Origin of the sequence: Kluyvera genomosp. 3, assembly GCF_011765685.1 — a bacterium.
GTDB classification, from domain to species: Bacteria; Pseudomonadota; Gammaproteobacteria; order Enterobacterales; family Enterobacteriaceae; genus Kluyvera; species Kluyvera georgiana_A.
Genome location: NZ_CP050321.1, coordinates 46,357 through 72,538 on the forward strand (window position 1 = coordinate 46,357; position 26,182 = coordinate 72,538).

General features: G+C 55.2%; 26 protein-coding genes and 1 other annotated feature. Of the genes, 14 read left to right on the forward strand and 12 right to left on the reverse strand.

Annotated elements, in window-relative coordinates:
• Positions 1-33: 33 nt before the first annotated feature.
• The 10 genes from GY169_RS00205 to rpmH all read right to left on the reverse strand — a co-directional run bounded on the left by GY169_RS00205 (position 34) and on the right by rpmH (position 8,085).
• Positions 34-600, reverse strand: coding sequence for an NADPH-dependent FMN reductase (locus GY169_RS00205; protein WP_167574685.1), 567 nt, complete (start codon positions 598-600; stop codon positions 34-36).
• 39 nt (positions 601-639) lie between these two features.
• Positions 640-1,389, reverse strand: coding sequence for a 4'-phosphopantetheinyl transferase family protein (locus GY169_RS00210; RefSeq protein ID WP_167574686.1), 750 nt, complete (start codon positions 1,387-1,389; stop codon positions 640-642).
• 157 nt (positions 1,390-1,546) lie between these two features.
• Complete coding sequence (gene yidZ, locus GY169_RS00215) at positions 1,547-2,506, reverse strand: HTH-type transcriptional regulator YidZ (protein WP_163447637.1); 960 nt, start codon at positions 2,504-2,506, stop codon at positions 1,547-1,549.
• Positions 2,475-3,656: an MFS transporter gene (locus tag GY169_RS00220; RefSeq protein WP_163447638.1), complete on the reverse strand. Its 1,182-nt coding sequence runs from the start codon at positions 3,654-3,656 to the stop codon at positions 2,475-2,477. The genes yidZ and GY169_RS00220 overlap by 32 nt, the downstream gene beginning before the upstream one ends.
• 94 nt (positions 3,657-3,750) lie before the next feature.
• A complete protein-coding gene (locus GY169_RS00225; protein WP_163447639.1) occupies positions 3,751-4,158 on the reverse strand; it encodes a GNAT family N-acetyltransferase in 408 nt (135 codons plus the stop codon).
• Positions 4,159-4,254: 96 nt separating this feature from the next.
• Complete coding sequence (mnmE, locus tag GY169_RS00230) at positions 4,255-5,619, reverse strand: tRNA uridine-5-carboxymethylaminomethyl(34) synthesis GTPase MnmE (RefSeq protein WP_167574687.1); 1,365 nt, start codon at positions 5,617-5,619, stop codon at positions 4,255-4,257.
• Positions 5,620-5,697: 78 nt separating this feature from the next.
• Positions 5,698-7,344 (reverse strand): membrane protein insertase YidC, encoded by a 1,647-nt coding sequence (gene yidC / locus GY169_RS00235; protein WP_167574688.1) that lies wholly within the window; start codon positions 7,342-7,344, stop codon positions 5,698-5,700.
• Positions 7,345-7,346: 2 nt separating this feature from the next.
• Positions 7,347-7,604: a membrane protein insertion efficiency factor YidD gene (yidD, locus tag GY169_RS00240; RefSeq protein WP_074398703.1), complete on the reverse strand. Its 258-nt coding sequence runs from the start codon at positions 7,602-7,604 to the stop codon at positions 7,347-7,349.
• Positions 7,568-7,927, reverse strand: a complete 360-nt coding sequence (gene rnpA / locus GY169_RS00245; RefSeq protein WP_064540669.1) for a ribonuclease P protein component — start codon at positions 7,925-7,927, stop codon at positions 7,568-7,570. The genes yidD and rnpA overlap by 37 nt, the downstream gene beginning before the upstream one ends.
• Positions 7,928-7,944: 17 nt before the next feature.
• Complete coding sequence (rpmH, locus tag GY169_RS00250; RefSeq protein WP_003849659.1) at positions 7,945-8,085, reverse strand: 50S ribosomal protein L34; 141 nt, start codon at positions 8,083-8,085, stop codon at positions 7,945-7,947.
• A 777-nt stretch (positions 8,086-8,862) separates the two neighbouring features.
• Here rpmH and dnaA point away from each other — a divergent pair.
• From dnaA to GY169_RS00300, 10 genes are all read left to right on the forward strand, one after another.
• Positions 8,863-10,260, forward strand: coding sequence for a chromosomal replication initiator protein DnaA (gene dnaA / locus GY169_RS00255; RefSeq protein ID WP_167574689.1), 1,398 nt, complete (start codon positions 8,863-8,865; stop codon positions 10,258-10,260).
• A gap of 4 nt (positions 10,261-10,264) precedes the next feature.
• Entirely contained in the window at positions 10,265-11,365 is a 1,101-nt protein-coding gene (gene dnaN, locus GY169_RS00260; RefSeq protein ID WP_064540673.1) for a DNA polymerase III subunit beta, read from the forward strand.
• Positions 11,365-12,438: a DNA replication/repair protein RecF gene (gene recF, locus GY169_RS00265; protein ID WP_163447644.1), complete on the forward strand. Its 1,074-nt coding sequence runs from the start codon at positions 11,365-11,367 to the stop codon at positions 12,436-12,438. Before dnaN ends, recF begins: the two co-directional genes overlap by 1 nt.
• 28 nt (positions 12,439-12,466) lie before the next feature.
• Positions 12,467-14,881 (forward strand): DNA topoisomerase (ATP-hydrolyzing) subunit B, encoded by a 2,415-nt coding sequence (gyrB, locus tag GY169_RS00270; protein WP_167574690.1) that lies wholly within the window; start codon positions 12,467-12,469, stop codon positions 14,879-14,881.
• A gap of 131 nt (positions 14,882-15,012) precedes the next feature.
• Positions 15,013-15,414 carry a YidB family protein gene (locus GY169_RS00275; protein WP_163447646.1) on the forward strand — a complete coding sequence of 134 codons (402 nt, stop codon included), beginning with the start codon at positions 15,013-15,015 and terminating at the stop codon, positions 15,412-15,414.
• A 120-nt stretch (positions 15,415-15,534) separates the two neighbouring features.
• On the forward strand, positions 15,535-16,347 hold the full coding sequence (yidA, locus tag GY169_RS00280; RefSeq protein ID WP_167574691.1) for a sugar-phosphatase: 813 nt from the start codon (positions 15,535-15,537) through the stop codon (positions 16,345-16,347).
• Positions 16,348-16,518: 171 nt separating this feature from the next.
• Positions 16,519-17,538 carry a hypothetical protein gene (locus GY169_RS00285; RefSeq protein WP_411908106.1) on the forward strand — a complete coding sequence of 340 codons (1,020 nt, stop codon included), beginning with the start codon at positions 16,519-16,521 and terminating at the stop codon, positions 17,536-17,538.
• Positions 17,535-18,665: a BamA/TamA family outer membrane protein gene (locus GY169_RS00290; RefSeq protein ID WP_167574692.1), complete on the forward strand. Its 1,131-nt coding sequence runs from the start codon at positions 17,535-17,537 to the stop codon at positions 18,663-18,665. Before GY169_RS00285 ends, GY169_RS00290 begins: the two co-directional genes overlap by 4 nt.
• A 59-nt stretch (positions 18,666-18,724) precedes the next feature.
• Positions 18,725-19,786: a DUF4056 domain-containing protein gene (locus GY169_RS00295; RefSeq protein WP_167577224.1), complete on the forward strand. Its 1,062-nt coding sequence runs from the start codon at positions 18,725-18,727 to the stop codon at positions 19,784-19,786.
• Positions 19,787-19,849: 63 nt separating this feature from the next.
• Positions 19,850-21,076 (forward strand): DUF3748 domain-containing protein, encoded by a 1,227-nt coding sequence (locus tag GY169_RS00300; protein ID WP_167574693.1) that lies wholly within the window; start codon positions 19,850-19,852, stop codon positions 21,074-21,076.
• Position 21,077: 1 nt separating this feature from the next.
• Here the strand turns inward: GY169_RS00300 and GY169_RS00305 are convergent, their stop codons facing one another.
• Positions 21,078-21,410, reverse strand: a complete 333-nt coding sequence (locus GY169_RS00305; RefSeq protein ID WP_223803623.1) for a YceK/YidQ family lipoprotein — start codon at positions 21,408-21,410, stop codon at positions 21,078-21,080.
• 240 nt (positions 21,411-21,650) lie between these two features.
• Positions 21,651-21,726 (forward strand) — a sequence feature (ROSE (Repression Of Heat Shock gene Expression) occurs in the 5'-region of heat shock genes and acts as an RNA thermometer to modulate expression.).
• Between GY169_RS00305 and ibpA the strand changes: the two genes are divergently transcribed.
• The 4 genes from ibpA to GY169_RS00325 all read left to right on the forward strand — a co-directional run bounded on the left by ibpA (position 21,720) and on the right by GY169_RS00325 (position 25,381).
• Positions 21,720-22,133, forward strand: coding sequence for a small heat shock chaperone IbpA (gene ibpA, locus GY169_RS00310; protein WP_015343937.1), 414 nt, complete (start codon positions 21,720-21,722; stop codon positions 22,131-22,133). It overlaps the preceding feature by 7 nt.
• 93 nt (positions 22,134-22,226) lie before the next feature.
• Positions 22,227-22,655 carry a small heat shock chaperone IbpB gene (ibpB, locus tag GY169_RS00315; RefSeq protein WP_064540697.1) on the forward strand — a complete coding sequence of 143 codons (429 nt, stop codon included), beginning with the start codon at positions 22,227-22,229 and terminating at the stop codon, positions 22,653-22,655.
• A 137-nt stretch (positions 22,656-22,792) separates the two neighbouring features.
• Positions 22,793-23,617 carry a DNA damage-inducible protein D gene (gene dinD, locus GY169_RS00320; RefSeq protein WP_167574694.1) on the forward strand — a complete coding sequence of 275 codons (825 nt, stop codon included), beginning with the start codon at positions 22,793-22,795 and terminating at the stop codon, positions 23,615-23,617.
• A 102-nt stretch (positions 23,618-23,719) separates the two neighbouring features.
• Positions 23,720-25,381 carry a putative transporter gene (locus GY169_RS00325; RefSeq protein WP_163447652.1) on the forward strand — a complete coding sequence of 554 codons (1,662 nt, stop codon included), beginning with the start codon at positions 23,720-23,722 and terminating at the stop codon, positions 25,379-25,381.
• Here the strand turns inward: GY169_RS00325 and GY169_RS00330 are convergent.
• Positions 25,338-26,087 (reverse strand): GntR family transcriptional regulator, encoded by a 750-nt coding sequence (locus tag GY169_RS00330; RefSeq protein ID WP_163447653.1) that lies wholly within the window; start codon positions 26,085-26,087, stop codon positions 25,338-25,340. The genes GY169_RS00325 and GY169_RS00330 overlap by 44 nt on opposite strands.
• Positions 26,088-26,182: the final 95 nt, after the last annotated feature.

Genomic DNA, 26,182 nt, shown 5'->3' on the forward strand with positions numbered 1-26,182 from the left:
CTCGCCCCATCGGGGTGAGGGTTTTTAACGAACTTACGCTTTAACGCGCTGAATATACTCGCCAAATGCGGTCAGCTGACCGGTCAAATGATCTAACGTTCCCTGCTCAATCACTTCGCCCAGCTGCGGGTCGACCTTGTTCTGAATCACGCCGCCCATAAACTCCGGCTTGTTCATCACCATCGCATCGAGGAACACCAGAATCTGACGCAGGTGATACTGGCAGCGCGCGCCGCCGATAGCGCCCATTGAGCTGGTCTGAATCAGCACCGGTTTACCTGACAGCGGCTGGTCCGGCAGACGCGACAGCCAGTCGATGGCGTTCTTTAACCCGCCCGGGACGGAATAGTTATATTCAGGGGTGACGATGACCACGCCATCGGCCTGGCGGATCTGCTCAGCCAGCGCTTCAACGCTCTGCGGGAAGCCTTCATCTTCCTGGAGATCGGCATCGTACAGTGGAATATCGCCAATTGACGGCAGCGCGGAAACGCTCATGCCCGCCGGGGCGATCTTAGGCAGGGTGCGTGCCACCATGCCGTTGAATGAACCTTTGCGCAGGCTTCCCAATAACGTAACTACTTTCAACGTTTCTGACATGACTACTCCTTTGCATCATGAGGCTGTTTTCCAGCCGAATCAGTTGAGTATAAGCGCTTTCTCTGCCGGTAGGCTGGTGAATCTCATCAACCTCGCCGCCGGTTCGTTGGCTCGCGTTTGCGCGTCGGGCAGGCTGCGCCAGCCGTATTTACCGTCGAACTCCCACACTTTCAGCTTTTCAATCGCCGGCGAAGCGCATAGCGACCACACCAGCACGTCTTCCGCATCGCAGATCGCTTCGAGATGGTCGGTATTGGCTGAACGCAGGCGACCGGAACCCGGCAGTAGCTGGAGCATTTGCGGGGAATCGTGGTGCACGTCGCCTGACATTTTGAGCACGCTCTGGCGCAGCGTAATCAGCTGGGCACGCGCTTCATGCGGATCATTTTGGTTGTTGATCCACAAATTTTCATTACTGGTAAAACGGTAGTTTTCCATGATGGTGGCCTGCGGGGTGTTGCGCAGCACGCGCAGTAGCTCCATATCGAGACCGCAGTGCCCTTCGGTGGTCAGCGCGACGCCGACGATGTTACCCGCATAGGCGATGGAAAAATCAGGTAGATGGCTATCTTTGAAATACGGTTTGCCGTCTTCAGGCGTGACGATTTCCGGTAATTCACTGATGCCGTAAAGCATAAACAGCAGCTCGGCCAGCAGCGCGCGCGAAGCCAGATAGCGCGTACGGCGGTGTGCCGGCAGCTGGCGTGCGATGTTATGACTGGTGGAGGACAACCGTACCGATAGTAGATGCCCGTCCTTAAGGATCCCTCTTGCAAAGTGCGTCGCCATTTTTCGCTCCGTGATTAATGGACTGTGGTGATGAGGAGAGTATCATTTACGACACTGATGATCAGGTTTTACTGCCTAAAAATGCGATTGAAAAGGGGTATTACGAGACTTTTACACTTTTCCCTAACTGAAATGGACTATTTTTACGAATAATCAATCAGGAAACAGCGAGATATAAGGCTTTAAGCGTTTCGCGCAGCCAAATTATTTTCGGGTTGTGACTATTTCGTTTATGCCAGAGTAGGGTAAACGGCACCTGCAATTTGTCCCGTTGCGCAGCATCGAAAGGCAGAGGGCGGGCCACCAGAGGTAGCTGGTGGAGCTGATTATAATACTGGCAGTAGCGTGGCGCAGTGGCCAGCATGGTGTGATCCGGCTGAGCGGCCATAAACAGCGACTGTTCGAACCCCGGCAGGCTTAGGGCGATATTGCGCTCACGCCCCATTTCCTGGAGCACATCATCCAGCGCCCAGGTATCACTCTGTTCCCAGCAGATGCTGATGTGCGGATAGCGTAGAAACGTTTCCAGATTCCACTCTTCCTGTAGTGCGGGATGATCCTCGCGCAACCACACCCACGGCAAATCGGTAAACAGCACCTCGTAGTCGATCGACAGCGGCAGCAGACTCAACAGTTCGCGGGATCGTGGATGGCTTTCGCGGCCGGTGAAGCCAATATCCACTTCGCCGCGAATGATGGCATCCAGGGAATCATAGTCCCAGCTACGGACTTTGATCGTTGCCTGGGGATAACGTTGATAGATCTGTCTGGAGAGTGCGTTGAACATGATCATGATCAGCGGCGACTCGGCCACCAGATCGAATTTCAACCCGCGCGGCGTTTCATGATGCGGCTTATCGAGCAGCTGATTGCCCATCTGCATCCACTCCGCCAGGCTCTGCTCCATGCTGAACATCAGCGGTGTTGGCGTCAGCCCTAGCGGGGTGTTCACAAATAACGGATCGTCGAACCAGGCCCTCAGCTTTGCCAGCGACTTGCTCACCGCCGACGGCGTGACGTTCATCCGTTTGGCGGTTTTGGTGACGCTGCGCTCCTGCATCAGGAGCTGCAGGCAGAGCAGTAGATTAAGATCGAGACTGGTGAGCGATTTCTTCATGAGCAGGCGCGGACCGGTTAGGGGCAACTGAGATAATCAGCATGATGCTCACTATGCTACAGCCAATCAGAATCCCGATCAGCATATTCAGCGCATCAATACCGAGGATAGCCGCCAGCCAAATCCACAGCGACGAACCGCAAACCTGCGCAATACCCAGCGCAGAGCTGGCGACGCCTGCACGCAGCGAGAACGGACCCAACGCCTGGCTCATCGCCACGCCGAATCCCACCGAGAAGCCCGCACAGATCAAGGTCAGCCCAAAGAGGGTGAATGCGTGCGTCGTGGCAAGGATTAATACAATGCCTGCAGCCATGAATAGCGCTTGTGAGGTGAGCATCAGGGTGCGGGGTTTAAACAGGCTCAGAGCGAACGGCGTAGAGAACGAGACCGCCATGCTGATACCTGCGGTCATTGCCATGGTCGTCGCGTATTCGCCGCGGTCGAAGCCCATCACTTCCATCAGCAGCACCGGAGAAGTATTCACGAAGGTCAGAATAACCGACACGCTGAGGGTGGTTATCGCCAGACGACTGAGGAAAAAGCGGTTTACCAGCGACTCGACGCCATCGTTGGATTTTGAAGAAGCAGCCTGCGCATTCGGGCGCGACTCACGCAGAATAAACACGGACAGCAGACACACGACCACGCCCATGCCAATCATGGTGTAGAACAGGCTCTGCCACGGGTATTTGAGCATAATCAGGTGCCCCATAACCGGTGCCAGTACCGGCACGATGCAGGTAATACCGTTCAGCAGTGATAGCACCTTGGCCCGGCGACGATCGTCGAGCGTATCGCGCAGAATAGCGAATGCGACCACGTAGCAGCAGCCCGCGCCGATACCCTGAATAAAACGACCAACCAGAAATGGCGTGCCGCTCTCCGCTAACGCGCAGAGGCCGGAAGCCACGATGTAAATCAGCGCACCGATAATGGCGACGGGTTTACGTCCGGACTGGTCGGCCACCTTGCCGGCAAACAGCATCGCGGTCGCCATCCCCGCCAGATAGACCGAAAACGCGATATGCAGTTGCGCCTCGCTGGCCTGCAAATCAGCCGCAATGCGGGGCAACCCGACCAGGTACATATCGATACCGGCGGGATAAAGTAAAACTAAGGCAAAACTACAAAGAAGAAAGCGTGTCATGGCGGCCTCACAAAAAGTGTGGCGCTAAGCATACGGGGTGTCGCGCGAGGCGACGAGTTGCCATTTGGACAACAGTGATTGCCTGAAAGGAAATCTACTTCCAGACTCTCGCCATCCCTTCGCTTTCCGGACGGACAGATTCAAAGCCAAATTTGGCGTACAGCTCCGGAACATCCGCCACCAGAGTCACATAAGCGCCTTTAAAAGCGTTAGCGTCCAGCCAGGCGATGAGCGCTTCCATGATCTGCCGACCCAGGCCTTTTCCCTGATGATCAGGGTCCACCGCGATGTCCACGATATCAAAGTTCAGCGCGCCGTCGCCAACGATGCGACCCATGCCGACTGGCGTACCTTGCCAGAGGATATGCACGCCGTAGCAGCTGCGCGGCAGACCGGCCTTTGCGGCATCCAGCGGGCGGGGGGACAGGCCGGAAATTTTGCGCAGACGGCAAAAGTCCTCAGCGGAGGGAACGGTGGGGATTAAGGTATATTCAGCGACCATCTCGATAACCTTTTAATGAGGGGTTATCTGGTTTTAGCAGTTGGAAGACGGAAAGTAAAAACCCGAATTCACTGGCGCGAATTCGGGTTTGATTGCTTACTTACCGATACAGAAGCTGGAGAAAATCCGCCCCAGCAGATCGTCGGAGGTAAATTCCCCGGTGATCTCGCTCAGGCACTGCTGAGACAGCCTCAGCTCTTCTGCCAGCAGTTCACCGGCCCACGCGCCTAACAGCTGCGCCTTGCCCTGCTGAAGGTGCTCAGCGGCGTCGGAGAGCGCCTGCAGGTGGCGACGACGTGCCAGGAAGCCGCCTTCCATGTTGTTTTCGAAGCCCATACTCTGTTTGAGATGGTTACGCAGTACGTCGACGCCTTCGCCGGTGCGCGCGGAGAGGCGCACAAGTGAGTAGTCATTCACTTCGCTCAGACCCAGCGTCTCGCCGGTAATATCCGCTTTGTTACGCACCACGGTAATCGGCAGATTTTTCGGCAGACGGGCGATAAAGTCCGGCCAGATCTCCGCCGGGTCGGTGGCGCTGGTGGTGGTGCCATCAACCATAAACAGCACGCGGTCGGCCTGCTCAATTTCCTGCCACGCGCGCTCAATACCGATACGCTCCACTTCATCGTTAGCGTCGCGCAGACCCGCGGTGTCGATGATATGCAGCGGCATGCCGTCGATGTGGATGTGCTCGCGCAGGACGTCGCGGGTGGTGCCGGCAATATCGGTCACAATTGCAGCTTCGCGGCCCGCCAGGGCGTTCAGCAGGCTCGATTTCCCGGCGTTCGGGCGACCGGCAATCACGACCTTCATCCCTTCACGCAGCAGGCTGCCCTGACGCGCTTCGGCGCGCACCGCGTCGAGGTCGGCAATCACATCGTTGAGCTGCGCTTCGATTTTCCCATCGGAAAGGAAGTCGATCTCTTCGTCCGGGAAGTCGATAGCCGCTTCTACATAGATGCGCAGGTGAGTAAGTGCTTCCACAAGGTGATTAACACGTGCTGAGAAGGCACCTTGTAGCGAGTTTAGCGCGGAGCGGGCCGCCTGCTCGGAGCTGGCGTCAATCAGGTCGGCAATCGCCTCAGCTTGCGCCAGGTCGAGCTTATCGTTGAGGAACGCACGCTCGGAGAACTCTCCCGGGTTGGCGATACGCACGCCCGGCAGCGTCAGAATGCGTTTCAGCAGCAGGTCGAGGATCACCGGGCCGCCGTGGCCCTGTAGCTCCAGCACGTCTTCACCGGTAAAGGAGTTCGGGCCGGGGAACCACAGCGCAATGCCCTGATCCAGCGCGCTGCCGTCGACGTCTTTAAACGGCAGGTAGTCGGCATAGCGCGGCTTTGGCAGCTTGCCCAGCACCACCTGCGCCACATCGCGCGCCTTCAGGCCGGAGATACGCAGAATGCCCACACCACCGCGTCCCGGTGGGGTGGCCTGGGCGACGATAGTGTCGTTTTGGCTCATGGTTTTTCTCAACTGTGATGCAAATAAAAAAGGCGGTCATTCGACCGCCTTCCATTTTAGCTTGTGCTTAACACCGAATCAGGATTTTTTCTTCTCGCGGCTATGCAGGCCACGTTTTTCCAGACCACGGTAGATCAGCTGCTGCTGAATAATGGTGACCAGGTTGCTGACGATATAGTAAACCACCAGGCCAGACGGGAACCACAGGAAGAACACCGTGAAGATGACCGGCATAAAGGTCATGATCTTCTGCTGCATCGGGTCGGTCACGGTGGTCGGAGACATCTTCTGAATGAAGAACATCGTCGCGCCCATGATGATCGGCAGGATGTAGTACGGGTCTTGTGCAGACAGGTCGTGGATCCACAGGATAAACGGCGCATGACGCAGTTCAACCGAGGCGCTCAGCATGTAGTACAGCGCAAGGAAGATTGGCATCTGGATAATCAGCGGGAAGCAGCCACCCAGCGGGTTAACCTTCTCAGCTTTATACAGAGCCATCATTTCCTGGCTTTGACGCTGTTTGTCATCGCCCAGACGCTCACGCATGGCCTGAATCTTAGGCTGCAGCATACGCATCTTCGCCATGGAGGTGTACTGCGCTTTGGTCAGCGGGTACATGATGCCACGAACGATAAAGGTGATAACGATGATGGAGAAGCCCCAGTTGCCCAGGAAGCTATGGATCCATTTCAGCAGTTTGAACAGCGGCTGAGAGATGAACCACAGCCAGCCGTAGTCAACGGTCAGGTCAAGGTGCGGCGCAACGGCAGCCATTTTGTCCTGAATTGCCGGGCCAACCCACAGGGTGCTGTTCAGCTTATCTGCCTGGCCTGGTTGAACCAGAACCGGCTGAGATTTGTAGCCGATAGCCACTACACCGTTACCGAGGTTGGCGGTGTAGAAGTTATTCGTACCGTTGTTTTCTGGAACCCATGCAGTCGTGAAGTACTGCTGCAGCATGGCAACCCAACCGTTTTTAGTGTTGGTGTTCAGGTTCTCGTTATCGATGATGGTATCGAATTTGTATTTTTCGTACTTGGAGTCAGACGTTGAATACGCTGCGCCACGGAACGTGTGCATGGTAGACAGGCCGCCGGTCTGCGTATCACGCGCAGTAGGCAGGGCCGCAGTCTGCTTCAGCTGACCGAAGGTAGACACTTCCAGCGGTTTGTCGCTGGCGTTCTTCACGTCGTAACCCACGTTCACCGCATAATCACCGCGTTTCAGGGTGAAGGTTTTGGTGAAGACGTTACCGGCTTTATCGGTGTAGGTCAGCGGAATGACGATTTCGTTCTGACCATCGGCCAGTACAAACGCATCTTTATCGACGTTATACAGCGGACGCGGGCCGTTAGCCGGGTTGTCCGGGCCGTCACGACCGGTTAAGCCGCTCTGTGCCTGATAGACGAACTGTGGCGTGGTTTCCAGTAACTGGAACGGTTCGTTAGACTTCAGCGCTTTCGGGTATGCCGGAAGCAGCGCTTGCTCAATATCACCACCGCGAGTGTTGATAGTCAGCTCAAGCACATCAGTTTTAACCGTAATCAGTTTTCCTTGGCCACTGGCCGGTACGCCCTGGTCGGCGGCGCTACCCGCTGCTGTGGTCGTAGTCTGCGTGGTCTGCTGCTGGGTCTGAGGATTGTTATCCTGCTCCCAGGCTTGCCAGATCATGAAAGACACGAACAACAAAGCGATGATAAGAAGATTGCGTTGCGAATCCATCGTTAGTGTTCTCTGGTATCAAATGGTCCAGGCGGGACGGGGTCGTCACCACCAGGGTGTAAAGGGTGGCATTTTAATACGCGTTTCACTGTCAACCAACTGCCTTTTATCACTCCAAACCTGCGCAATGCCTCAATTCCGTATTGAGAACAGGTTGGCGTGAAACGGCAATGCGGCCCGAGTAGCGGACTAATCAGGCGCTGATAGACCCGAATCAGGCCTATCAGGAGCCGGGATACAGGCGACAGTGACGGCGCCATAACTTTTCCAACGCTTCCGAGAGAGCACGGTTATCGAGGTCGGCAACCCCCTTCTTCGCCACCACCACGAAATCCATTGGCGGGAGTTCATGTTGACGCAAACGAAAACTTTCACGCGTCAGACGTTTAATCCGATTGCGTTCATGTGCGCGTTTAACGTTTTTCTTGGCGACGGTAAGACCGATGCGGGGATGCCCCAGCGAATTCAGGCGGCCGAGGATGGTGATTTGCGGCGTGCCAGCCCGTTGTGGCTGCTGGAAGACGAATGTGAAATGATTGGGAGTTAACAAACGTAACTCCCTGGGAAATGCTAGCTTAACCACTCGAGGGGTTAGCTTTATTACTTGGAAACGGTCAGACGAGAACGGCCTTTAGCACGACGACGTGCCAGAACCTGACGACCATTTTTAGTAGCCATACGAGCACGGAAGCCGTGAGAACGGTTGCGCTTCAGTACAGACGGTTGAAAAGTGCGTTTCATGGCGATTTCTACCTAAACTTGAATAAATTCAATGGCTTTATTGGATATCCGAACGAAAATCGAACGACGGATGCCGAAGCCATGGGTGATTAAAGAGGCCGGATTGTAATAATTGTACACTCCGGAGTCAATTCTCTTTCCTTATTTACCGCGTAAAAAACCGCGTTTGACCGCTGTTTTTTGCCCGGCAAATGGGCAGCGTCCCTCACCGAAATTCGAGCGGTACACGCCGGGTGGGGGATTATACGGGCTGCCGATTAAAGCGCAAGGATCATCCTGGATCTTTGTTAGATCATTTAAGCAGAAATTTGTCGCTAGTCATTAATTTTTCCAATATGCGAAGGAAATCGTGCCTTCTCTCTGCCGGGATCGTTTACACTTAGCGCTTCTGGATCCTCCCTGTGGATAAATCGGGAAGAATCTGTGAGAAACAGAAGATCTCTGGCGCAGTTTACGCTATGATCCTCGGCCCGATCGCGATCGGTGGATCGTAAAAGGGGAAAATAACCGCGTTCTTTCAGCACAGTGTCTGAGAGAGGCCGTTGAAAACCGCAGATAGCGGTTCGCGCGTCACCCGCTTGCATCGGGTCTTTTCGACGTGTGCCAAAAATCACGAATTTTTAATCTTATACACAGCATCGTTCGGGCTGCATTTGCGCAGCGGCTGAATGAATCCCCGACAGCATTGCGTTTCGCTGACGGCAGGATCGTCAGGAGGTAGCCTGCAGGTTTGCCTGGAGGATGATGTGTATCGACTTTTTTCGAGTGGAGTCCGCCGTGTCACTTTCGCTTTGGCAGCAATGTCTTGCCCGATTGCAGGATGAGTTACCAGCCACAGAATTCAGCATGTGGATCCGCCCTTTGCAGGCGGAACTGAGCGATAACACGCTGGCTTTGTACGCGCCAAATCGTTTTGTACTTGATTGGGTAAGAGATAAATACCTCAATAACATCAACGGTCTGTTGAATGATTTCTGCGGTGCGGATGCCCCGCAGCTGCGTTTTGAGGTGGGCACCAAGCCCGTGACCCAAACGTTAAGAGAGACGGCCAACGTCAGCGCTCCGGCGCAAACCGCCCAGGTGCACGCGCCGCGCGTCGCCCCGGCACCGCGCGCAGGCTGGGATAACGTCCCGGCGCTCGCTGAGCCTTCTTACCGCTCCAACGTCAACGTTAAACACACCTTTGATAACTTCGTCGAAGGTAAATCGAACCAGCTCGCCCGCGCGGCGGCGCGCCAGGTGGCGGATAACCCTGGCGGCGCTTATAACCCGCTGTTCCTGTACGGCGGTACCGGTTTGGGTAAAACGCACCTGCTGCACGCGGTGGGCAACGGCATTATCGCCCGTAAACCGAACGCCAAAGTGGTGTATATGCACTCCGAGCGTTTTGTCCAGGACATGGTAAAAGCCCTGCAAAACAATGCGATCGAAGAGTTTAAACGCTACTACCGCTCCGTTGACGCGCTGCTGATCGATGACATTCAATTCTTCGCCAACAAAGAGCGCTCGCAGGAAGAGTTCTTCCATACCTTCAACGCCCTGTTGGAAGGTAATCAACAGATCATCCTCACGTCGGATCGTTATCCGAAAGAGATCAACGGTGTAGAAGATCGTCTGAAGTCCCGCTTTGGCTGGGGCCTGACGGTGGCGATCGAACCGCCTGAGCTTGAGACCCGCGTCGCTATCCTGATGAAAAAAGCCGACGAAAACGACATTCGTCTGCCCGGTGAGGTGGCGTTCTTCATTGCCAAGCGTCTACGCTCTAACGTGCGTGAGCTGGAAGGGGCACTGAACCGCGTTATCGCCAACGCCAACTTTACTGGCCGGGCGATCACTATCGATTTCGTGCGCGAAGCGCTGCGCGACCTGCTGGCATTGCAGGAAAAGCTGGTCACCATCGACAATATTCAGAAGACGGTGGCGGAGTACTACAAAATTAAAGTGGCGGACCTGCTCTCCAAACGACGTTCTCGTTCGGTAGCGCGTCCGCGCCAGATGGCGATGGCGTTGGCGAAAGAACTCACCAACCACAGTCTGCCGGAGATTGGCGATGCGTTTGGTGGCCGTGACCATACCACCGTGCTGCACGCCTGCCGTAAGATTGAACAGCTGCGTGAAGAAAGCCACGATATCAAAGAAGACTTTTCCAATTTAATCAGAACATTGTCGTCGTGATCCTATGAAATTTACCGTAGAACGTGAACATTTATTAAAACCGTTACAACAGGTGAGTGGCCCGTTAGGCGGGCGTCCGACATTGCCGATTCTGGGTAACCTGTTGCTGCAGGTCGCGGACGGCACGCTGTCGCTGACCGGTACCGATTTGGAAATGGAAATGGTAGCGCGCGTGGCGCTGCTGCAGGCACATGAACCGGGCGCGACTACCGTCCCGGCGCGTAAATTCTTCGATATTTGCCGCGGCTTGCCGGAAGGTGCGGAAATCGCCGTCCAGCTGGAGGGCGACCGTATGCTGGTGCGCTCTGGCCGTAGCCGCTTCTCGCTCTCTACGCTGCCTGCCGCCGACTTCCCGAACCTTGACGACTGGCAGAGCGACGTGGAATTCACGCTGCCGCAGGCCACGATGAAACGCCTGATTGAAGCCACCCAGTTCTCGATGGCCCATCAGGATGTGCGTTATTACTTAAACGGTATGCTGTTCGAAACCGAAGGCGAAGAGCTGCGTACCGTGGCGACCGACGGCCACCGCCTGGCGGTCTGCTCTATGCCGGTGGGCCAGTCCCTGCCGAGCCATTCGGTGATCGTGCCGCGTAAAGGCGTCATTGAACTGATGCGTATGCTCGACGGCGGCGATACGCCGCTGCGCGTGCAGATCGGCAGCAACAACATCCGTGCGCACGTTGGCGACTTTATCTTTACTTCCAAGCTGGTTGACGGTCGTTTCCCGGATTATCGCCGCGTATTGCCGAAGAACCCGGATAAACATCTGGAAGCGGGCTGCGACATTCTCAAACAGGCCTTTGCCCGCGCGGCGATTCTCTCGAACGAGAAATTCCGCGGCGTGCGCCTGTACGTCAGCGAAAACCAGCTGAAAATCACCGCCAATAACCCGGAACAGGAAGAAGCGGAAGAGATCCTGGATGTCACCTATCCAGGAACCGAGCTTGAAATCGGTTTTAACGTCAGCTACGTACTGGACGTGCTCAATGCGCTGAAGTGCGAAAATGTGCGCATCATGCTGACTGACTCCGTGTCCAGCGTACAGATTGAAGATGCGGCGTCTCAGAGTGCTGCTTACGTTGTTATGCCAATGAGACTGTAATGTCGCTCACCCGTCTGTTGATCCGCGATTTTCGCAATATTGAAAACGCGGATCTTGCTTTATCCCCCGGCTTTAACTTCCTGGTTGGCGCCAACGGCAGCGGCAAAACCAGCGTGCTGGAAGCCATCTATACGCTCGGCCATGGCCGGGCGTTTCGCAGTTTGCAGATTGGCCGCGTGATTCGCCACGAGCAGGAATCTTTCGTGCTGCATGGCCGTTTACAGGGCGCAGAGCGCGAAACGTCAATCGGCCTGACCAAAGACAAACTGGGTGACAGCAAAGTGCGCATCGACGGCACCGACGGCCACAAGGTTGCCGAGCTGGCGCTGTTGATGCCAATGCAGCTGATTACGCCCGAGGGGTTTACTTTACTCAACGGCGGCCCCAAATACAGAAGAGCGTTCCTCGATTGGGGATGCTTCCACAACGAAGCCGGATTCTTCAACGCCTGGAGCAACCTGAAGCGGTTGCTCAAGCAGCGCAATGCCGCGCTGCGCCAGGTGAGCCGCTACGCGCAGCTGCGTCCATGGGATCTCGAACTTATCCCGCTGGCCGAGCAAATCAGCCGCTGGCGGGCGGAATACAGCGCCGGTATCGCCGAAGATATGGCCGATACCTGCCAACAATTTCTTCCGGAGTTCTCTTTAACTTTCTCCTTCCAGCGCGGCTGGGAGAAAGAAACCGATTATGCCGAAGTGCTGGAGAGAAACTTCGAACGCGACCGTATGCTGACCTACACGGCACACGGCCCGCACAAGGCGGACTTCCGCATTCGCGCCGACGGCGCGCCGGTGGAAGACACCTTATCGCGCGGGCAGCTTAAGCTGCTGATGTGCGCGCTACGCCTGGCGCAGGGCGAGTTTCTGACCCGCGAGAGCGGCAGACGCTGCCTGTACCTGATAGATGATTTTGCCTCGGAACTTGACGACGCGCGGCGTGGCCTGCTGGCCAGCCGTTTAAAAGCCACGCAGTCTCAGGTTTTCGTCAGCGCCATTAGCGCTGAACACGTTCTGGACATGTCGGATGAAAATTCGAAGATGTTTACCGTGGAAAAGGGTAAAATAACGGATTAACCCAAGATTAAATGAGCGAGAAACGTTGATGTCGAATTCTTATGACTCCTCCAGTATCAAAGTCCTGAAAGGGCTGGATGCGGTGCGTAAGCGCCCGGGTATGTATATCGGCGACACGGATGACGGCACCGGTCTGCACCACATGGTATTCGAGGTTGTGGATAACGCTATCGACGAAGCGCTCGCTGGTTACTGCAAAGATATCATCGTCACCATCCACAGCGACAACTCCGTCTCCGTACAGGATGATGGCCGCGGCATCCCAACCGGTATTCACCCGGAAGAGGGCGTCTCCGCGGCGGAAGTCATCATGACCGTGCTGCATGCCGGCGGTAAATTCGATGATAACTCCTATAAAGTGTCCGGCGGTCTGCACGGCGTGGGCGTCTCGGTTGTTAACGCCCTGTCCCAGAAGCTGGAGCTGGTTATTCAGCGTGATAACAAAATTCACCGTCAGATCTATGAGCACGGCGTGCCGCAGGCACCGCTGGCGGTTACGGGTGATACCGAAAAAACCGGTACCATGGTGCGTTTCTGGCCGAGCTATGAAACCTTCACCAACGTCACCGAATTCGAATATGACATTCTGGCGAAACGTCTGCGCGAGCTGTCGTTCCTGAACTCCGGCGTGTCCATCCGTCTGCGCGACAAGCGTGACGGCAAAGAAGACCATTTCCACTACGAAGGCGGCATCAAGGCGTTCGTTGAGTACCTCAACAAGAACAAAACGCCGATCCACCCGAATATCTTCTATTTCTCTACCGAAAAAGACGGTATCGGCGTTGAAGTGGCGCTGCAGTGGAACGATGGTTTCCAGGAAAACATCTACTGCTTCACCAACAACATTCCGCAGCGTGATGGCGGTACTCACCTTGCAGGCTTCCGTGCGGCGATGACCCGTACGCTGAACGCCTACATGGACAAAGAAGGCTACAGCAAAAAAGCCAAAGTCAGCGCCACCGGTGATGATGCCCGTGAAGGCCTGATTGCGGTGGTTTCCGTGAAGGTGCCGGATCCGAAATTCTCCTCCCAGACCAAAGACAAGCTGGTCTCCTCTGAGGTGAAATCGGCGGTTGAACAGCAGATGAACGAACTGCTGGCTGAATACCTGCTGGAAAACCCGTCCGACGCGAAAATCGTGGTCGGCAAGATTATAGATGCGGCGCGTGCCCGTGAAGCGGCACGTAAAGCCCGTGAAATGACCCGTCGTAAAGGCGCGCTGGACCTCGCTGGCCTGCCGGGCAAACTGGCCGACTGCCAGGAACGCGACCCGGCGCTGTCTGAACTGTACCTCGTGGAAGGGGACTCCGCGGGCGGCTCTGCGAAGCAGGGGCGTAACCGTAAGAACCAGGCGATTCTGCCGCTGAAGGGTAAAATCCTCAACGTTGAGAAAGCGCGCTTCGACAAGATGCTCTCTTCTCAGGAAGTGGCGACGCTGATTACCGCGCTGGGCTGCGGCATCGGTCGCGACGAGTACAACCCGGACAAACTGCGTTACCACAGCATCATCATCATGACCGATGCGGACGTCGACGGCTCGCACATTCGTACGCTGCTGTTGACCTTCTTCTACCGTCAGATGCCGGAAATCGTTGAACGCGGCCATGTCTACATTGCGCAGCCACCGCTGTACAAAGTGAAGAAAGGCAAGCAGGAACAGTACATCAAAGACGACGAAGCGATGGATCAGTACCAGATTTCCATTGCGCTTGATGGCGCAACCCTGCACACCAACGCCAGCGCGCCAGCGTTAGCGGGCGAGCCGCTGGAAAAACTGGTTGCCGAATTCAACGCCACCCAGAAAATGATCAACCGTATGGAACGTCGCTTCCCGAAAGCGCTGCTGAAAGAGCTTATCTATCAGCCAACGCTGGTGGAGGCCGATCTCTCCGACGAACAGAAAGTCACCCGTTGGGTGAACGCGCTGGTGACCGAGCTGAACGAAAAAGAGCAGCACGGCAGCCTGTGGAAGTTTGATATTCAGCACAATGCTGAACAGCAGCAGTTCGAGCCGATTATCCGCGTGCGTACCCACGGTGTGGATACCGACTATGTGCTGGATAGCGAATTCGTTAACGGTGCTGAATACCGTCGTATCTTCACGCTGGGCGAGAAGCTGCGTGGTCTGGTGGAAGAAGATGCGTTCATTGAACGTGGCGAACGCCGCCAGCCGGTTGCTAGCTTCGAGCAGGCGCTGGACTGGCTGGTGAAAGAGTCCCGCCGTGGTCTTGCGATTCAGCGTTATAAAGGTCTGGGCGAGATGAACCCGGAACAGCTGTGGGAAACCACCATGGATCCGGACAGCCGCCGCATGCTGCGCGTTACCGTGAAAGACGCGATTGCCGCTGACCAGCTGTTCACCACCCTGATGGGTGATGCCGTTGAGCCGCGTCGTGCGTTTATCGAAGAGAACGCCCTGAAGGCGGCGAACATCGATATCTAATCCGTATCGTAGCCTCGACGTCGGGGAATTAACGCGAAAAACGCCTGAATTTTTTCAGGCGTTTTTTTATGCCTTGCGTACGCGAACTATACTTCACTACGTCTTCTCTTTAGCGTAATTCGAGGTGGAAAATGGGGCTTTTCGATGATGTGGTCGGTTCGCTGCTCAGCGGCGATGCGGGTAAATATCAGGCTATCCTGAGCTGGGTCAACGAGCAGGGGGGAATACAGGCGCTTCTGGAGAAACTGCAAAGCGGCGGGCTGGGTGACATTGTCTCATCCTGGATAAGTAATCAGCAAAATAATCAATCCATTAGCAGCGATCAGGTGGTTTCGGCGCTTGGTACGCCTGCCGTTGCTGATCTCGGTGAAAAGCTCGGTACCGATGCCAGCTCCGCCTCGACGATGCTGGCGGAATACCTGCCGAAAATCGTCGACGCGCTGTCGCCGAAGGGTGAGGTCGATCCGCAGGCGCACAACGACCTGTTATCCGCCGGAATGGACCTGCTCAAGGGCGGTAAGTTATTTGGCTAAGGCCATGCAAAAGGGGAGAACGCGCAACGCGTTGTATCCCCGTTTAAAGCCGCCTTTGCTGCTGTTTTTTGCGCTAAATCGAGTTAGCATGAGGGCAGGCTCATTTAACCTGGGGATCTCATGGCTATTAAACTGATCGCAATCGACATGGACGGAACATTGCTGTTGCCGGACCACACTATCTCTCCTGCAGTGAAAAACGCTCTCGCGGCGGCACGCGCAAAAGGGGTTAACGTGGTTCTGACCACCGGGCGTCCCTACGCTGGCGTGCACAGCTACCTGAAAGAGCTGGGCATGAACGAGCCGGGAGATTACTGCATCACCTACAACGGCGCGCTGGTACAGAAAGCCGGCGATGGCAGCACCGTGGCGCAGACCGCGCTCAAGTACGATGACTACCGCTTCCTGGAAGAGCTGTCCCGCAAGGTGGGTTCCCACTTCCACGCGCTGGATCGCAACACGCTGTACACCGCCAACCGCGATATCAGCTACTACACGGTGCATGAATCCTTTGTTGCCACTATCCCGCTGGTGTTCTGCGAAGCCGAGAAAATGGATCCGTCTATCGAGTTCCTGAAGGTGATGATGATCGACGAGCCGGCCATTCTCGACAAAGCCATTGCCCGTATTCCGCCGGAAGTGAAAGAAAAATACACCGTGCTGAAGAGCTCGCCGTACTTCCTCGAAATTCTTGATAAGCGCGTCAATAAGGGTACCGGCGTGAAGTCGCTGGCCGAGGTGCTGGGTATCAAGCAGGAAGAGATCATGGCCATTGGCGACCAGGAAAACGACATTGCGATGATCGAGTACGCTGGCGTTGGCGTGGCGATGGATAACGCGATTCCGGCAGTCAAAGAAGCGGCGAACTTTGTGACCAAATCGAACCTGGAAGACGGTGTAGCCTGGGCGATTGAGAAGTACGTTCTTTCCTGATAACCGGATGCCCGGCGGCGGCCGGGCAAAACCTTAAGATTGTTTTAAAACGCGTATTTGTATTATCAGGTGTGAAATCGCACATAAATCCCCCCAATTAATACCTAAATTCTATACTCTCGCTCCCTCTTTTATCCCCTGGCACATTCTGCCTGCAATTACGCTTTTTCTATGAATAACAAATGCATCTGCCTGGTGCTGATGATGCCATTCTTTATGGTATTTCATACCTGGGCCGCAACGGACCCATCCTCAGCCTTAACGCCGCTTTATGGGTATCAGGATGATAACCAGGGCACGACAACGTTGGATAACGCCGCGGTAGAACAACCGGAAAGTCCATCGGTTTTACCTTTTTTAGGCGATGAGGCCCGCAAACGCGGTTACGATCTGCCGGAGCCTTTCGGTATTAATATTAACTATATGAATATTCGTCAGAATATTAATGTAGATAGTATTAACTTCAATGGTCTGTATTTAGGTAAGAGTTCTATTCCTTTAGACAATGCTTTTAAGATTAACGTTGGCAATACGCGTGAAAGAAGCAAAACTGAAACCCTGAAACTGGATGCTTGGCTGCTGCCGTTTATGAATGTGTATGGCCTGATTGGTTATACCGATGGACATTCTGTTTCACAGATTGGCGTAGGTTTGAGTGGTCCTAAGGGGAACGTGGTCCCCATGAAAAAAATGCAGAACCTGGATTTCCAACTCGACTTCAAAGGCACCACTTACGGCATTGGTACCACAATGGTCGGCGGCGTCGGTAACTGGTTTACGGCTTTTGATGCTAACTACACCCAGACGCAGTTCGATATTCTGGATGGCAGTATCGACGCCTTTACGATCTCCCCGCGTGTAGGCTATCGCTTCACCACGCCAGGTATGGATACGCTGCATTTGCCGTCCGGCAAACTGAATCTGTGGGTGGGAAGTATGTACCAGGATGTCCAGCAGGAATTTAAGGGAAGTCTTGATGACCTCTCCATGCCCTCTGAGCGTTTGCAACGAATGGTAGACTGGGCGAACCAACAACACAAAGGCCGCTTCGACGTCAAACAGCACCTGCAATCCCCTTGGAACATGCTGGTGGGCGCACAGTACGAAGTGACGCGCAACTTTAACGTCACCACCGAGATTGGCTTCGCGGAACGTAACAGCTTCTTTATCGCCGGAGAGTATCGCTTTTGATCCGCGTCGGCTTCCTCTTTTGCCTCTGCTTGTTTGCCTCCCTGACGCAGGCCGCGCTGCCAAGCCGCAGCGAGGTTGACGGCTGGCTGCAAAAGCTAGGAGCCAGCGATAACTTCGATGCCAGCAAAGGTATCGACTGGGGGGTCATGCCGGGGCCGTTCTACACCCCTGAATTGGGGCTGGGGATTGGCACCGCGGTCGTCGGCATGTATCGCCCTGACCCCAACGACACGGTCAGCCAGAACTCAACGTTAACGCTCAGCGGCTATTTTAGCTCAACCGGCGCATTTGGTCTGACGATGCAAAATTATGCCTTTTTCGCCGACGATCGCTGGCGTTTCTTTCTTGATGGCGCGTTGACGGATACCCCCACTTACTACTGGGGGCAGGGGTTTACCGCGGGCGATAACGACAGTCAGAAAGAACAGTACACCGCGCAGATTCTGGATTTACGTCCCACACTATACCGCCGGCTGGCGCCGAACGTTTACCTTGGCGTCGGTTGGTCGCTGAATGCCCAGCATGCAGCCCAGATGGACGATAGCGATCCGCCGAAAATAGAGCACACGGCGCAGGGAGCATCGGTGCTGAGTTCCGGCGGCAGTATCGAATTGAGCTGGGATGACCGGGATTTTGTCCCCAACCCGCGTCAGGGGCAGTATGCCGATGTGCGCTATACCCGCTTCACGCCTGACACCGGCAGTGATACCCGCTTTGATGAATATCAGCTGCACTACAGCCGCTACCACTCGCTGGACGATAAAAACGTGCTGGCGTGGGAGATGGATGGCGCGTTTACCCAGGGCGACGTGCCGTGGAGTATGATGCCGCTGCTTGGCAGCAACCAGCGAATGCGCGGTTATTACGAGGGGCGCTATCGGGACAAAAATGCGGTCAGCGGCCAACTGGAATATCGGCGCAAGCTTGACTGGCGGCACGGCGTTGTTGGCTGGCTTGGCGCGGGCACTATGGGGCCGTCGTTTCACGCGCTGGATAACGGACGCTGGCTACCCTCGGCGGGCGTCGGCTATCGATTTGAATTCAAACCGCGGGTTAACGTACGGCTTGATTACGGCATCGGCAAAGGCAGCAGCGGGTTCTATTTTCAGGTTGGAGAGGCATTTTGAAGGCGTTTATTCACATCTTTTTGCTTCTGGCGCTGTGCGTCGTCTCACGCAGCTATGCGATGCTGCCGGTACCGCTCGATTTAACGACGCAGGCGACCACGCGGGCCACTCGAGCGTGGCCCGCGATACCACCGCAGCCGTTACCGAAAGGGCTTCGCCCTTGCTGCGCCTTTGGCTATAACCTGCATGCCGCGCTGTGGGGGATATCGGTACCCCTATATCAGTTGGATAACGTGGTAGAGGCGGAGCGTCTTGGGCAGCATCAGTACAATGATAATATGCTGGCAGGATTGGAAAATCTCACCGGTTTAAGTCGCGAGAACAACGGTATCCTTTACACGACCCGCGGGGGCTTTATCGATACCGCGCACGTGCGCGATACGGCGGATATGACGGTGTATCTCTTCAGCCAGCTGCTGCCGAAACTGGGCCAGCCATTTACCCTTGATTTAGATAGCGAACTGGCCCAACGTCGGGTGGTTTTTAATGCTTTCACTCCGCCGTCAGATCCTGCTGAACGCTATACGTTAGCGGCCTGGCTGGCGGCGCATCTGGCGTTTCAGGTGGCGGAGTGGCACGAAATTGCCCAATGGTACGGGTTTGAGTCCGTTCCAGGATTTTCCGAGGGGGTTTCCGCTTTTTCGCCGGAAGATCTCTACTCTAACCTGCTGGGCGCGCGCCTGGCGGTCTCTCTGATCCTGGGCGGGCAGACCGTCTCTCAGGATGTTTATAATGTGGCAATGAGCCAGGCGTTGAACCAGGCGCTGAAGCAGTTTGGCGCGCAGCCTCCGGAAAGCACCCGCTTTCATTTTGATATGCTCGACGGCCATTGGTGGAACAGCCAGAAGCGGGTGCCAGAGAAGTATCTGGTGCTAAAGCGCAATTACCAGATGGGTGATAATCGACTGCCAACGCCGGTACCCGGTGAACGGGTGACGCCGCAGCGCTTGATGCTGCCGCATCGCTGGCAGGGATTGGCGCTCAACGCGCTGGGCGAACTGCAGCTCTGGCCGACAACCGATATGGCCCGCTTGCCGCCGCCTGAACGTTATTACACCCAGGCGGATTTTCCGGCGCTGGCGGCCAGCGCGCAGCAGGCGGATAGCCGACAGCGCCGCTAAATATTATGGAATAACCCGTTCGCGTGGTAAAACCACGAGGTATCTTTCGAACGGGACTCCGCCATGAAACAAATCACCTTTGCGCCGCGCAATCATCAGCTTACCAATACCCGCACCTGGACGCCGGACAGCCAGTGGCTGGTCTACGATGTTCGCCCGTCCGGAGCCTCATTTACCGGCGAAACGATCGAGCGCGTGAACGTCAACAGCGGTGACGTAGAGGTGATTTATCGCGCCCGTGAAGGCGCGCATGTTGGCGTGGTGACGGTGCACCCCAGCGCCGAGCAGTACGTCTTTATTCATGGCCCGGAGAACCCGGACGCCGACTGGCAGTATGATTTCCACCACCGTCGCGGCGTAGCCACGGCGCAGGGTGAAACTCGCAATCTCGATGCGATGGATATTACCGCACCCTACACGCCCGGCGCGCTGCGCGGCGGTAGCCACGTTCACGTCTACAGCCCCTGTGGGCAGTTTGTCAGCTTCACCTACAACGATCACGTGATGCACGAATACGACCCGGCGCAGGACCTGCGTAATGTCGGCGTCGCCGTACCTTATGGCCCGGTTGCGCCCCGTGGGCAGCATCCGCGGGAATACGGCGGTAGCCACTGGTGCGTGCTGGTCAGTCGGACGACCGCCAAACCGCAGCCCGGCAGCGATGATATCAACCGCGCCTATGAAGAGGGGTGGGTCGGCTCGCAGTCGCTGGCGTTCATTGGCGATACTGTTTCGCTTGCCGGAGAGAAAGTGCCGGAGCTGTTCATCGTTGAGTTGCCGTCTGACGAGCAGGGCTGGAAACAGGCGGGCGATGCGCCGCTGCAGGGGACCAACACCACGCTTCCTGCGCCGCCCGCGGGCGTTCGCCAGCGACGGCTAACCTTCACGCATCAGCGTGCTTTTCCCGGGCTGGTAAACGTTCCGCGCCACTGGGTGCGCAGCCATCCGCAGGGCACGCAGATTGCCTTCTTAATGCGTGATGACAGCGGTGTCGTGCAGTTGTGGTTAATCTCGCCAGACGGTGGCGAACCGCGCCAGCTGACGCACAATACTTCCGACATTCAGTCGGCGTTTAACTGGCATCCCTCCGGAAACGGACTGGGCATGGTGCTGGAAGGGCGTATTGCCTGGTGCGATGCGAAAAGCGGTGAAATCACCTTTTTAACTGACCACCACGCCAATCCACCATCGGCGGATGCGGTGGTGTTCTCGCCCGACGGACGATCGATTGCCTGGATGGAAGAAACCGCTGGCTTTCGCCAGCTGTGGGTAACCGGAACCGGCTACTGAGTTACTGTGCGGGCATCGAGGCCGGCGGGATCACCGAATTGGTGGCCAGCGTCTCCTGCTCGCTCTTTTCGACCCGCGAACGGACCGAACTGTCCTTACGGAAGAAGTCCCACGGCAACAGCACGGTATCCATCACTGCCGTAAACGGCATATCAAGGGCGACCAGTGATTTGGTGGCCCAGCCGTTATCACTGTCGCTCAGCATTTCCGCGCTGGCGCGCGTGCCGGGATAAGTGCCTTCTTTGCCGCCGGTATGCGACATGACGCTGGAACATCCTCCTGACAGGAAGATTCCCCCTACCAACGCCGTTTTAATCAGCAGATTTTTCATCATGAGCTCTTCGTTGTTATGAGCATAAAAAAGCTCCTCCATCGGGTTATAGCCACCCGTTGCCAAAATAGAAAGCCCAAGCTTACCGCTCTGTGGCGGCTGTCGCAATTTGGCCTTTCGTGCTCTCACCCAGTGTAAGCCTTCTCCGGGAAAGTGCAAAAAAAGTCAGACACTGGGGCTTGAAAAAGGTTCTTTCCCCCTCATTTTATAGGTGTAGCCGGGAAGAACACGCCTGCGGGGTGTTCGGGCTTCACGACCTGTCCACGATGGAAGGTCCACTATTTCTCGCTGATTTTCAGGAGCTATTTGATTATGCGTAACTTCGACTTATCCCCGTTATACCGTTCTGCCATCGGTTTTGATCGCCTGTTCAACCTGTTAGAAAACAATCAAACGCAAAGCAACGGCGGTTACCCTCCGTACAACGTTGAACTGGTAGACGAAAATCACTATCGCATCGCGATTGCCGTGGCCGGTTTTGCCGAAAGCGAGCTGGAAATTACCGCCCAGGACAACATGCTGGTGGTGAAAGGCGCGCATGCCGCAGAACAAAAAGAACGGACTTATCTCTATCAAGGTATTGCCGAGCGCAACTTTGAACGCAAATTCCAGTTAGCGGAAAACATCCACGTACGTGGCGCTAACCTGGTGAACGGCCTGCTGTATATCGAACTGGAACGCGTGATTCCGGAAGCGAACAAACCGCGCCGTATCGAAATTAACTAATTCTTGCGGGCCGCCCGCGCGGCCCTGTGCATCAACTGGCTTGCCGATAGGGAGCCGGAAGGTATTTACTCGCTTCTTAGAAGGAGAAACACAATGCGTAACTACGATTTATCCCCTCTGCTGCGTCAATGGATCGGTTTCGACAAACTGGCGAATGCGCTGCAAAGCAGCAGCGAAGGTCAGAGCTTCCCGCCGTACAACATCGAAAAAAGCGACGATAACCACTACCGCATTACGCTGGCGTTAGCGGGATTCCGTCAGGAAGATCTGGACGTACAGCTGGAAGGTACTCGCCTGACCGTTAAGGGCACGCCGCAGCCACAGGAAAAAGAGACCAAATGGCTGCACCAGGGGCTGGTGATGCAAGCCTTTAGCCTGAGCTTTACCCTTGCGGAAAATATGGAAGTTTCCGGCGCCACCTTTACTAACGGCTTGTTGCATATCGATTTAACCCGCAACGAGCCGGAAGCTATCGCTCCGCAGCGCATCGCCATTAGCGAGCGTCCGGCGCTGAATAGCTAACGCTAATTGCCCAATTAGCCCCGAGAAATCGGGGCTTTTTTTTGCGCGTGACACCACATTTATTCCCCTTGCTGCAACGGGTGTTTCAGATTAAAAAATGATCACTCAGGTGGGTATATTAAAACAAGGGACATGTTATGAATGAGCAACAGCCGTTTGAAGTGATTAAAAACACCGATCGGGAAGGGAGAGAGTTTTGGTCTGCTCGAGATTTAGGACCATTACTTGATTATAAAGAATGGCGTAACTTTCATAAAGTTATCTCAAAAGCCGTGGTCGCATGTGAGGCAAGTGGTCAGCATGCGTCTGACCATTTTGTTGAATCCAACAAAATGGTCGAATTGGGATCGGGTGCGAACCGAAATCTTGAAGACATCAGGCTATCTCGCTACGCCTGTTACCTGGTGGTACAAAATGGCGATCCGTCCAAACCGGTTATTGCTGCCGGGCAAACCTACTTCGCTTTGCAAACCCGACGTCAGGAGCTTCAGGACGACAATGCCTTTAAGTCTCTACGGGAAGATGAGAAGCGCCTTTTTCTGCGCAATGAGCTTAAAGAACACAATAAACACCTGGTGGAAACGGCCCAGCAGGCAGGGGTTGAAACCGCGCTTGATTTCGCAATCTTCCAGAACCATGGCTACAAAGGTCTTTATGGTGGTCTTGACCAGAAAGCCATTCACGAGCGTAAAGGTTTGAAGAAAAGCCAGAAAATCCTCGACCATATGGGTTCAACTGAGTTAGCCGCCAATCTATTTCGCGCAACTCAAACCGAAGAAAAGCTCCGTCGCGATGAAGTGGATAGCAAGCAAATCGCCAATCAAACGCACTACGAAGTGGGTCAGAAAGTGCGTCAGACTATTCAGGATCTCGGTGGCACCATGCCTGAATCACTTCCGTCCCCCGAGAAAAGTATCCAGCAATTACAAATCGCTGCTAAGGGAAAAGCGGTGCCCAAATAGCGAGCCCCATTTGGCTGAGTAATGTGCGCCGCACTACATACAACCCCCCACAACTCAGACATAATCCATAGTGTTATTAATGTTATTCACAGGGAACATACTATGAGTGATATAGCATTGACGGTCAGCGTACTGGCTCTGGTGGCGGTGGTCGGACTGTGGATTGGTAATATCAAAATTCGCGGCATTGGTTTTGGTATTGGTGGCGTGCTGTTTGGTGGGATTATCGTCGGCCACTTTGTTGATCAGGCGGGGATTACCTTGAGCAGCCCGATGCTGCATTTCATTCAGGAATTCGGCCTGATTCTGTTCGTTTACACCATCGGTATTCAGGTTGGGCCTGGTTTTTTTGCCTCGCTGCGCGTCTCCGGCCTGCGGCTGAATCTCTTCGCTATTCTGATTGTCATCCTCGGTGGTCTGGTCACCACGGTGCTGCATAAAATCTTCGCTATTCCGCTTCCCGTGGTGCTGGGCATTTTCTCCGGCGCGGTCACCAACACCCCCGCGTTAGGGGCCGGGCAGCAAATACTGCGCGATCTCGGCGAGCCGTTCAGCGTGGTCGATCAAATGGGGATGAGCTATGCCATGGCCTACCCGTTTGGTATCTGCGGCATTTTGCTGACCATGTGGCTGGTGCGCCTGTTCTTTCGTATTAACGTAGAAAAAGAGGCTCAACAGTTTGACGAACAGGCCGGTTCCGGCCATTCGCACCTCAAAACCATCAATATTCGCGTCGAAAATACGAACCTGAATCGCATGGCGATTCAGGATATCCCGGTCATCAACAGCGATAACATCATCTGTTCGCGACTGAAACGGGGTGAAACGCTGATGGTGCCGTCGCCGACGACGCTGATTGAAACCGGAGACCTGCTGCACCTGGTGGGGGAAGCGGCGGATCTGCATAACGCACAGCTGGTGATCGGTAAAGAGGTGGAGACCTCGCTGTCGACGCGTGGGACCGACCTGAAAGTGGAAAGGGTCGTTGTGACCAACGAGAAGGTTTTAGGTAAGAAAATCCGCGATCTGCACTATAAACAGCGCTATGACGTAGTCATCTCGCGCCTGAATCGTGCGGGGGTGGAGCTGGTTGCCAGCAGCAATGCCAGCCTGCAGTTTGGCGATATCCTCAATCTGGTTGGCCGCCCTGCGGCGATCGATGCCGTCGCGTCAGAGCTGGGTAACGCGCAGCAGAAATTGCAGCAGGTGCAGATGCTGCCGGTGTTTATCGGTATCGGACTCGGCGTACTGCTTGGCTCCGTGCCGCTGTTTATTCCCGGTTTCCCGGTGGCATTGAAGTTGGGGCTCGCGGGCGGGCCGCTGATTATGGCGCTGATCCTCGGTCGTATCGGCAGCATCGGCAAGCTCTACTGGTTTATGCCGCCGAGCGCTAACCTGGCGTTGCGCGAACTGGGGATTGTGCTGTTCCTCTCGGTGGTGGGGCTGAAGTCCGGCGGCGATTTTGTTGCTACGCTGATTCACGGCGAAGGGCTAAGCTGGATTGGCTACGGGATTTTTATCACCGGTATCCCGCTGCTGACGGTTGGCATTCTGGCGCGAATTTTCGCCAAAATGAACTACCTGACCCTGTGCGGCATGCTGGCTGGTTCCATGACCGACCCTCCGGCGCTGGCCTTTGCCAACAACCTGCACGCGACTAGCGGCGCGGCCGCGCTCTCCTATGCCACGGTGTATCCGCTGGTGATGTTCCTGCGCATTATCACGCCCCAGCTGCTGGCGGTATTGTTCTGGGGGATGGGTTAACGGCCTGCACGCGACGTAGGTGGTAATCCACCTGATATTCACTGGCGTTGCGGAACATAACGGAATAGTTAAGAAACTCGCCGCTGTCGCTGTAGGAAAGGGAGGTGATACGCAGCAGCGGCGTCTGTTCCGGGACATTCAGGCACTGTGCCAGCTGTTTATCGGCCAGTACGGGCGCCAGACTCTCATAGTTGCCGCTGATGGTGAGCCCGCAATCTTTCTCAATGTAATCAAACTTAGAGCCCTCCAGATGCACCAGTGACAGGTTACGGAACAGCTTCACCGGCATATAGCTGTCCTCCAGCATCAGCGGTTTACCATCCACGTAGCGCACCCGGCGCGAGAAATAGATCCGTTCGTTAATCTGAATTCTTAGCTGGCTGGCAATCGCTGGCGGTGCGGGCATCATCTCAAAAATCAAAACCTTGCTGGCCACCTCTTTCCCTTGTTGGCGCAGTATCTCCGCCAGGCCGGTGAGATTAGTCGTTTCATGGTGAATATCTTTATGCGCCACATAGGTTCCACTGCCGTGCCGTCTGACAACCAGTCCCCACTCAATGAGCAAGTCGATGGCTTTTCGAATGGTCATCCGCGCGACGCCGAACTCTTCCGCCAGCTTTTTCTCACCCGGCAACGGGCTACCAATATTGAAATCTGATGAGTTAAGCCGTAAACGCAATCTGTCGGCAATGGATTTATAGATCACAACCAGACCTCTTATCGTCTCTGGAACGAAATTAATGAACCACTGTTTCTTATTTAAAACTAATTCATTACAGATAATTAGGCTGCTACAGCCTA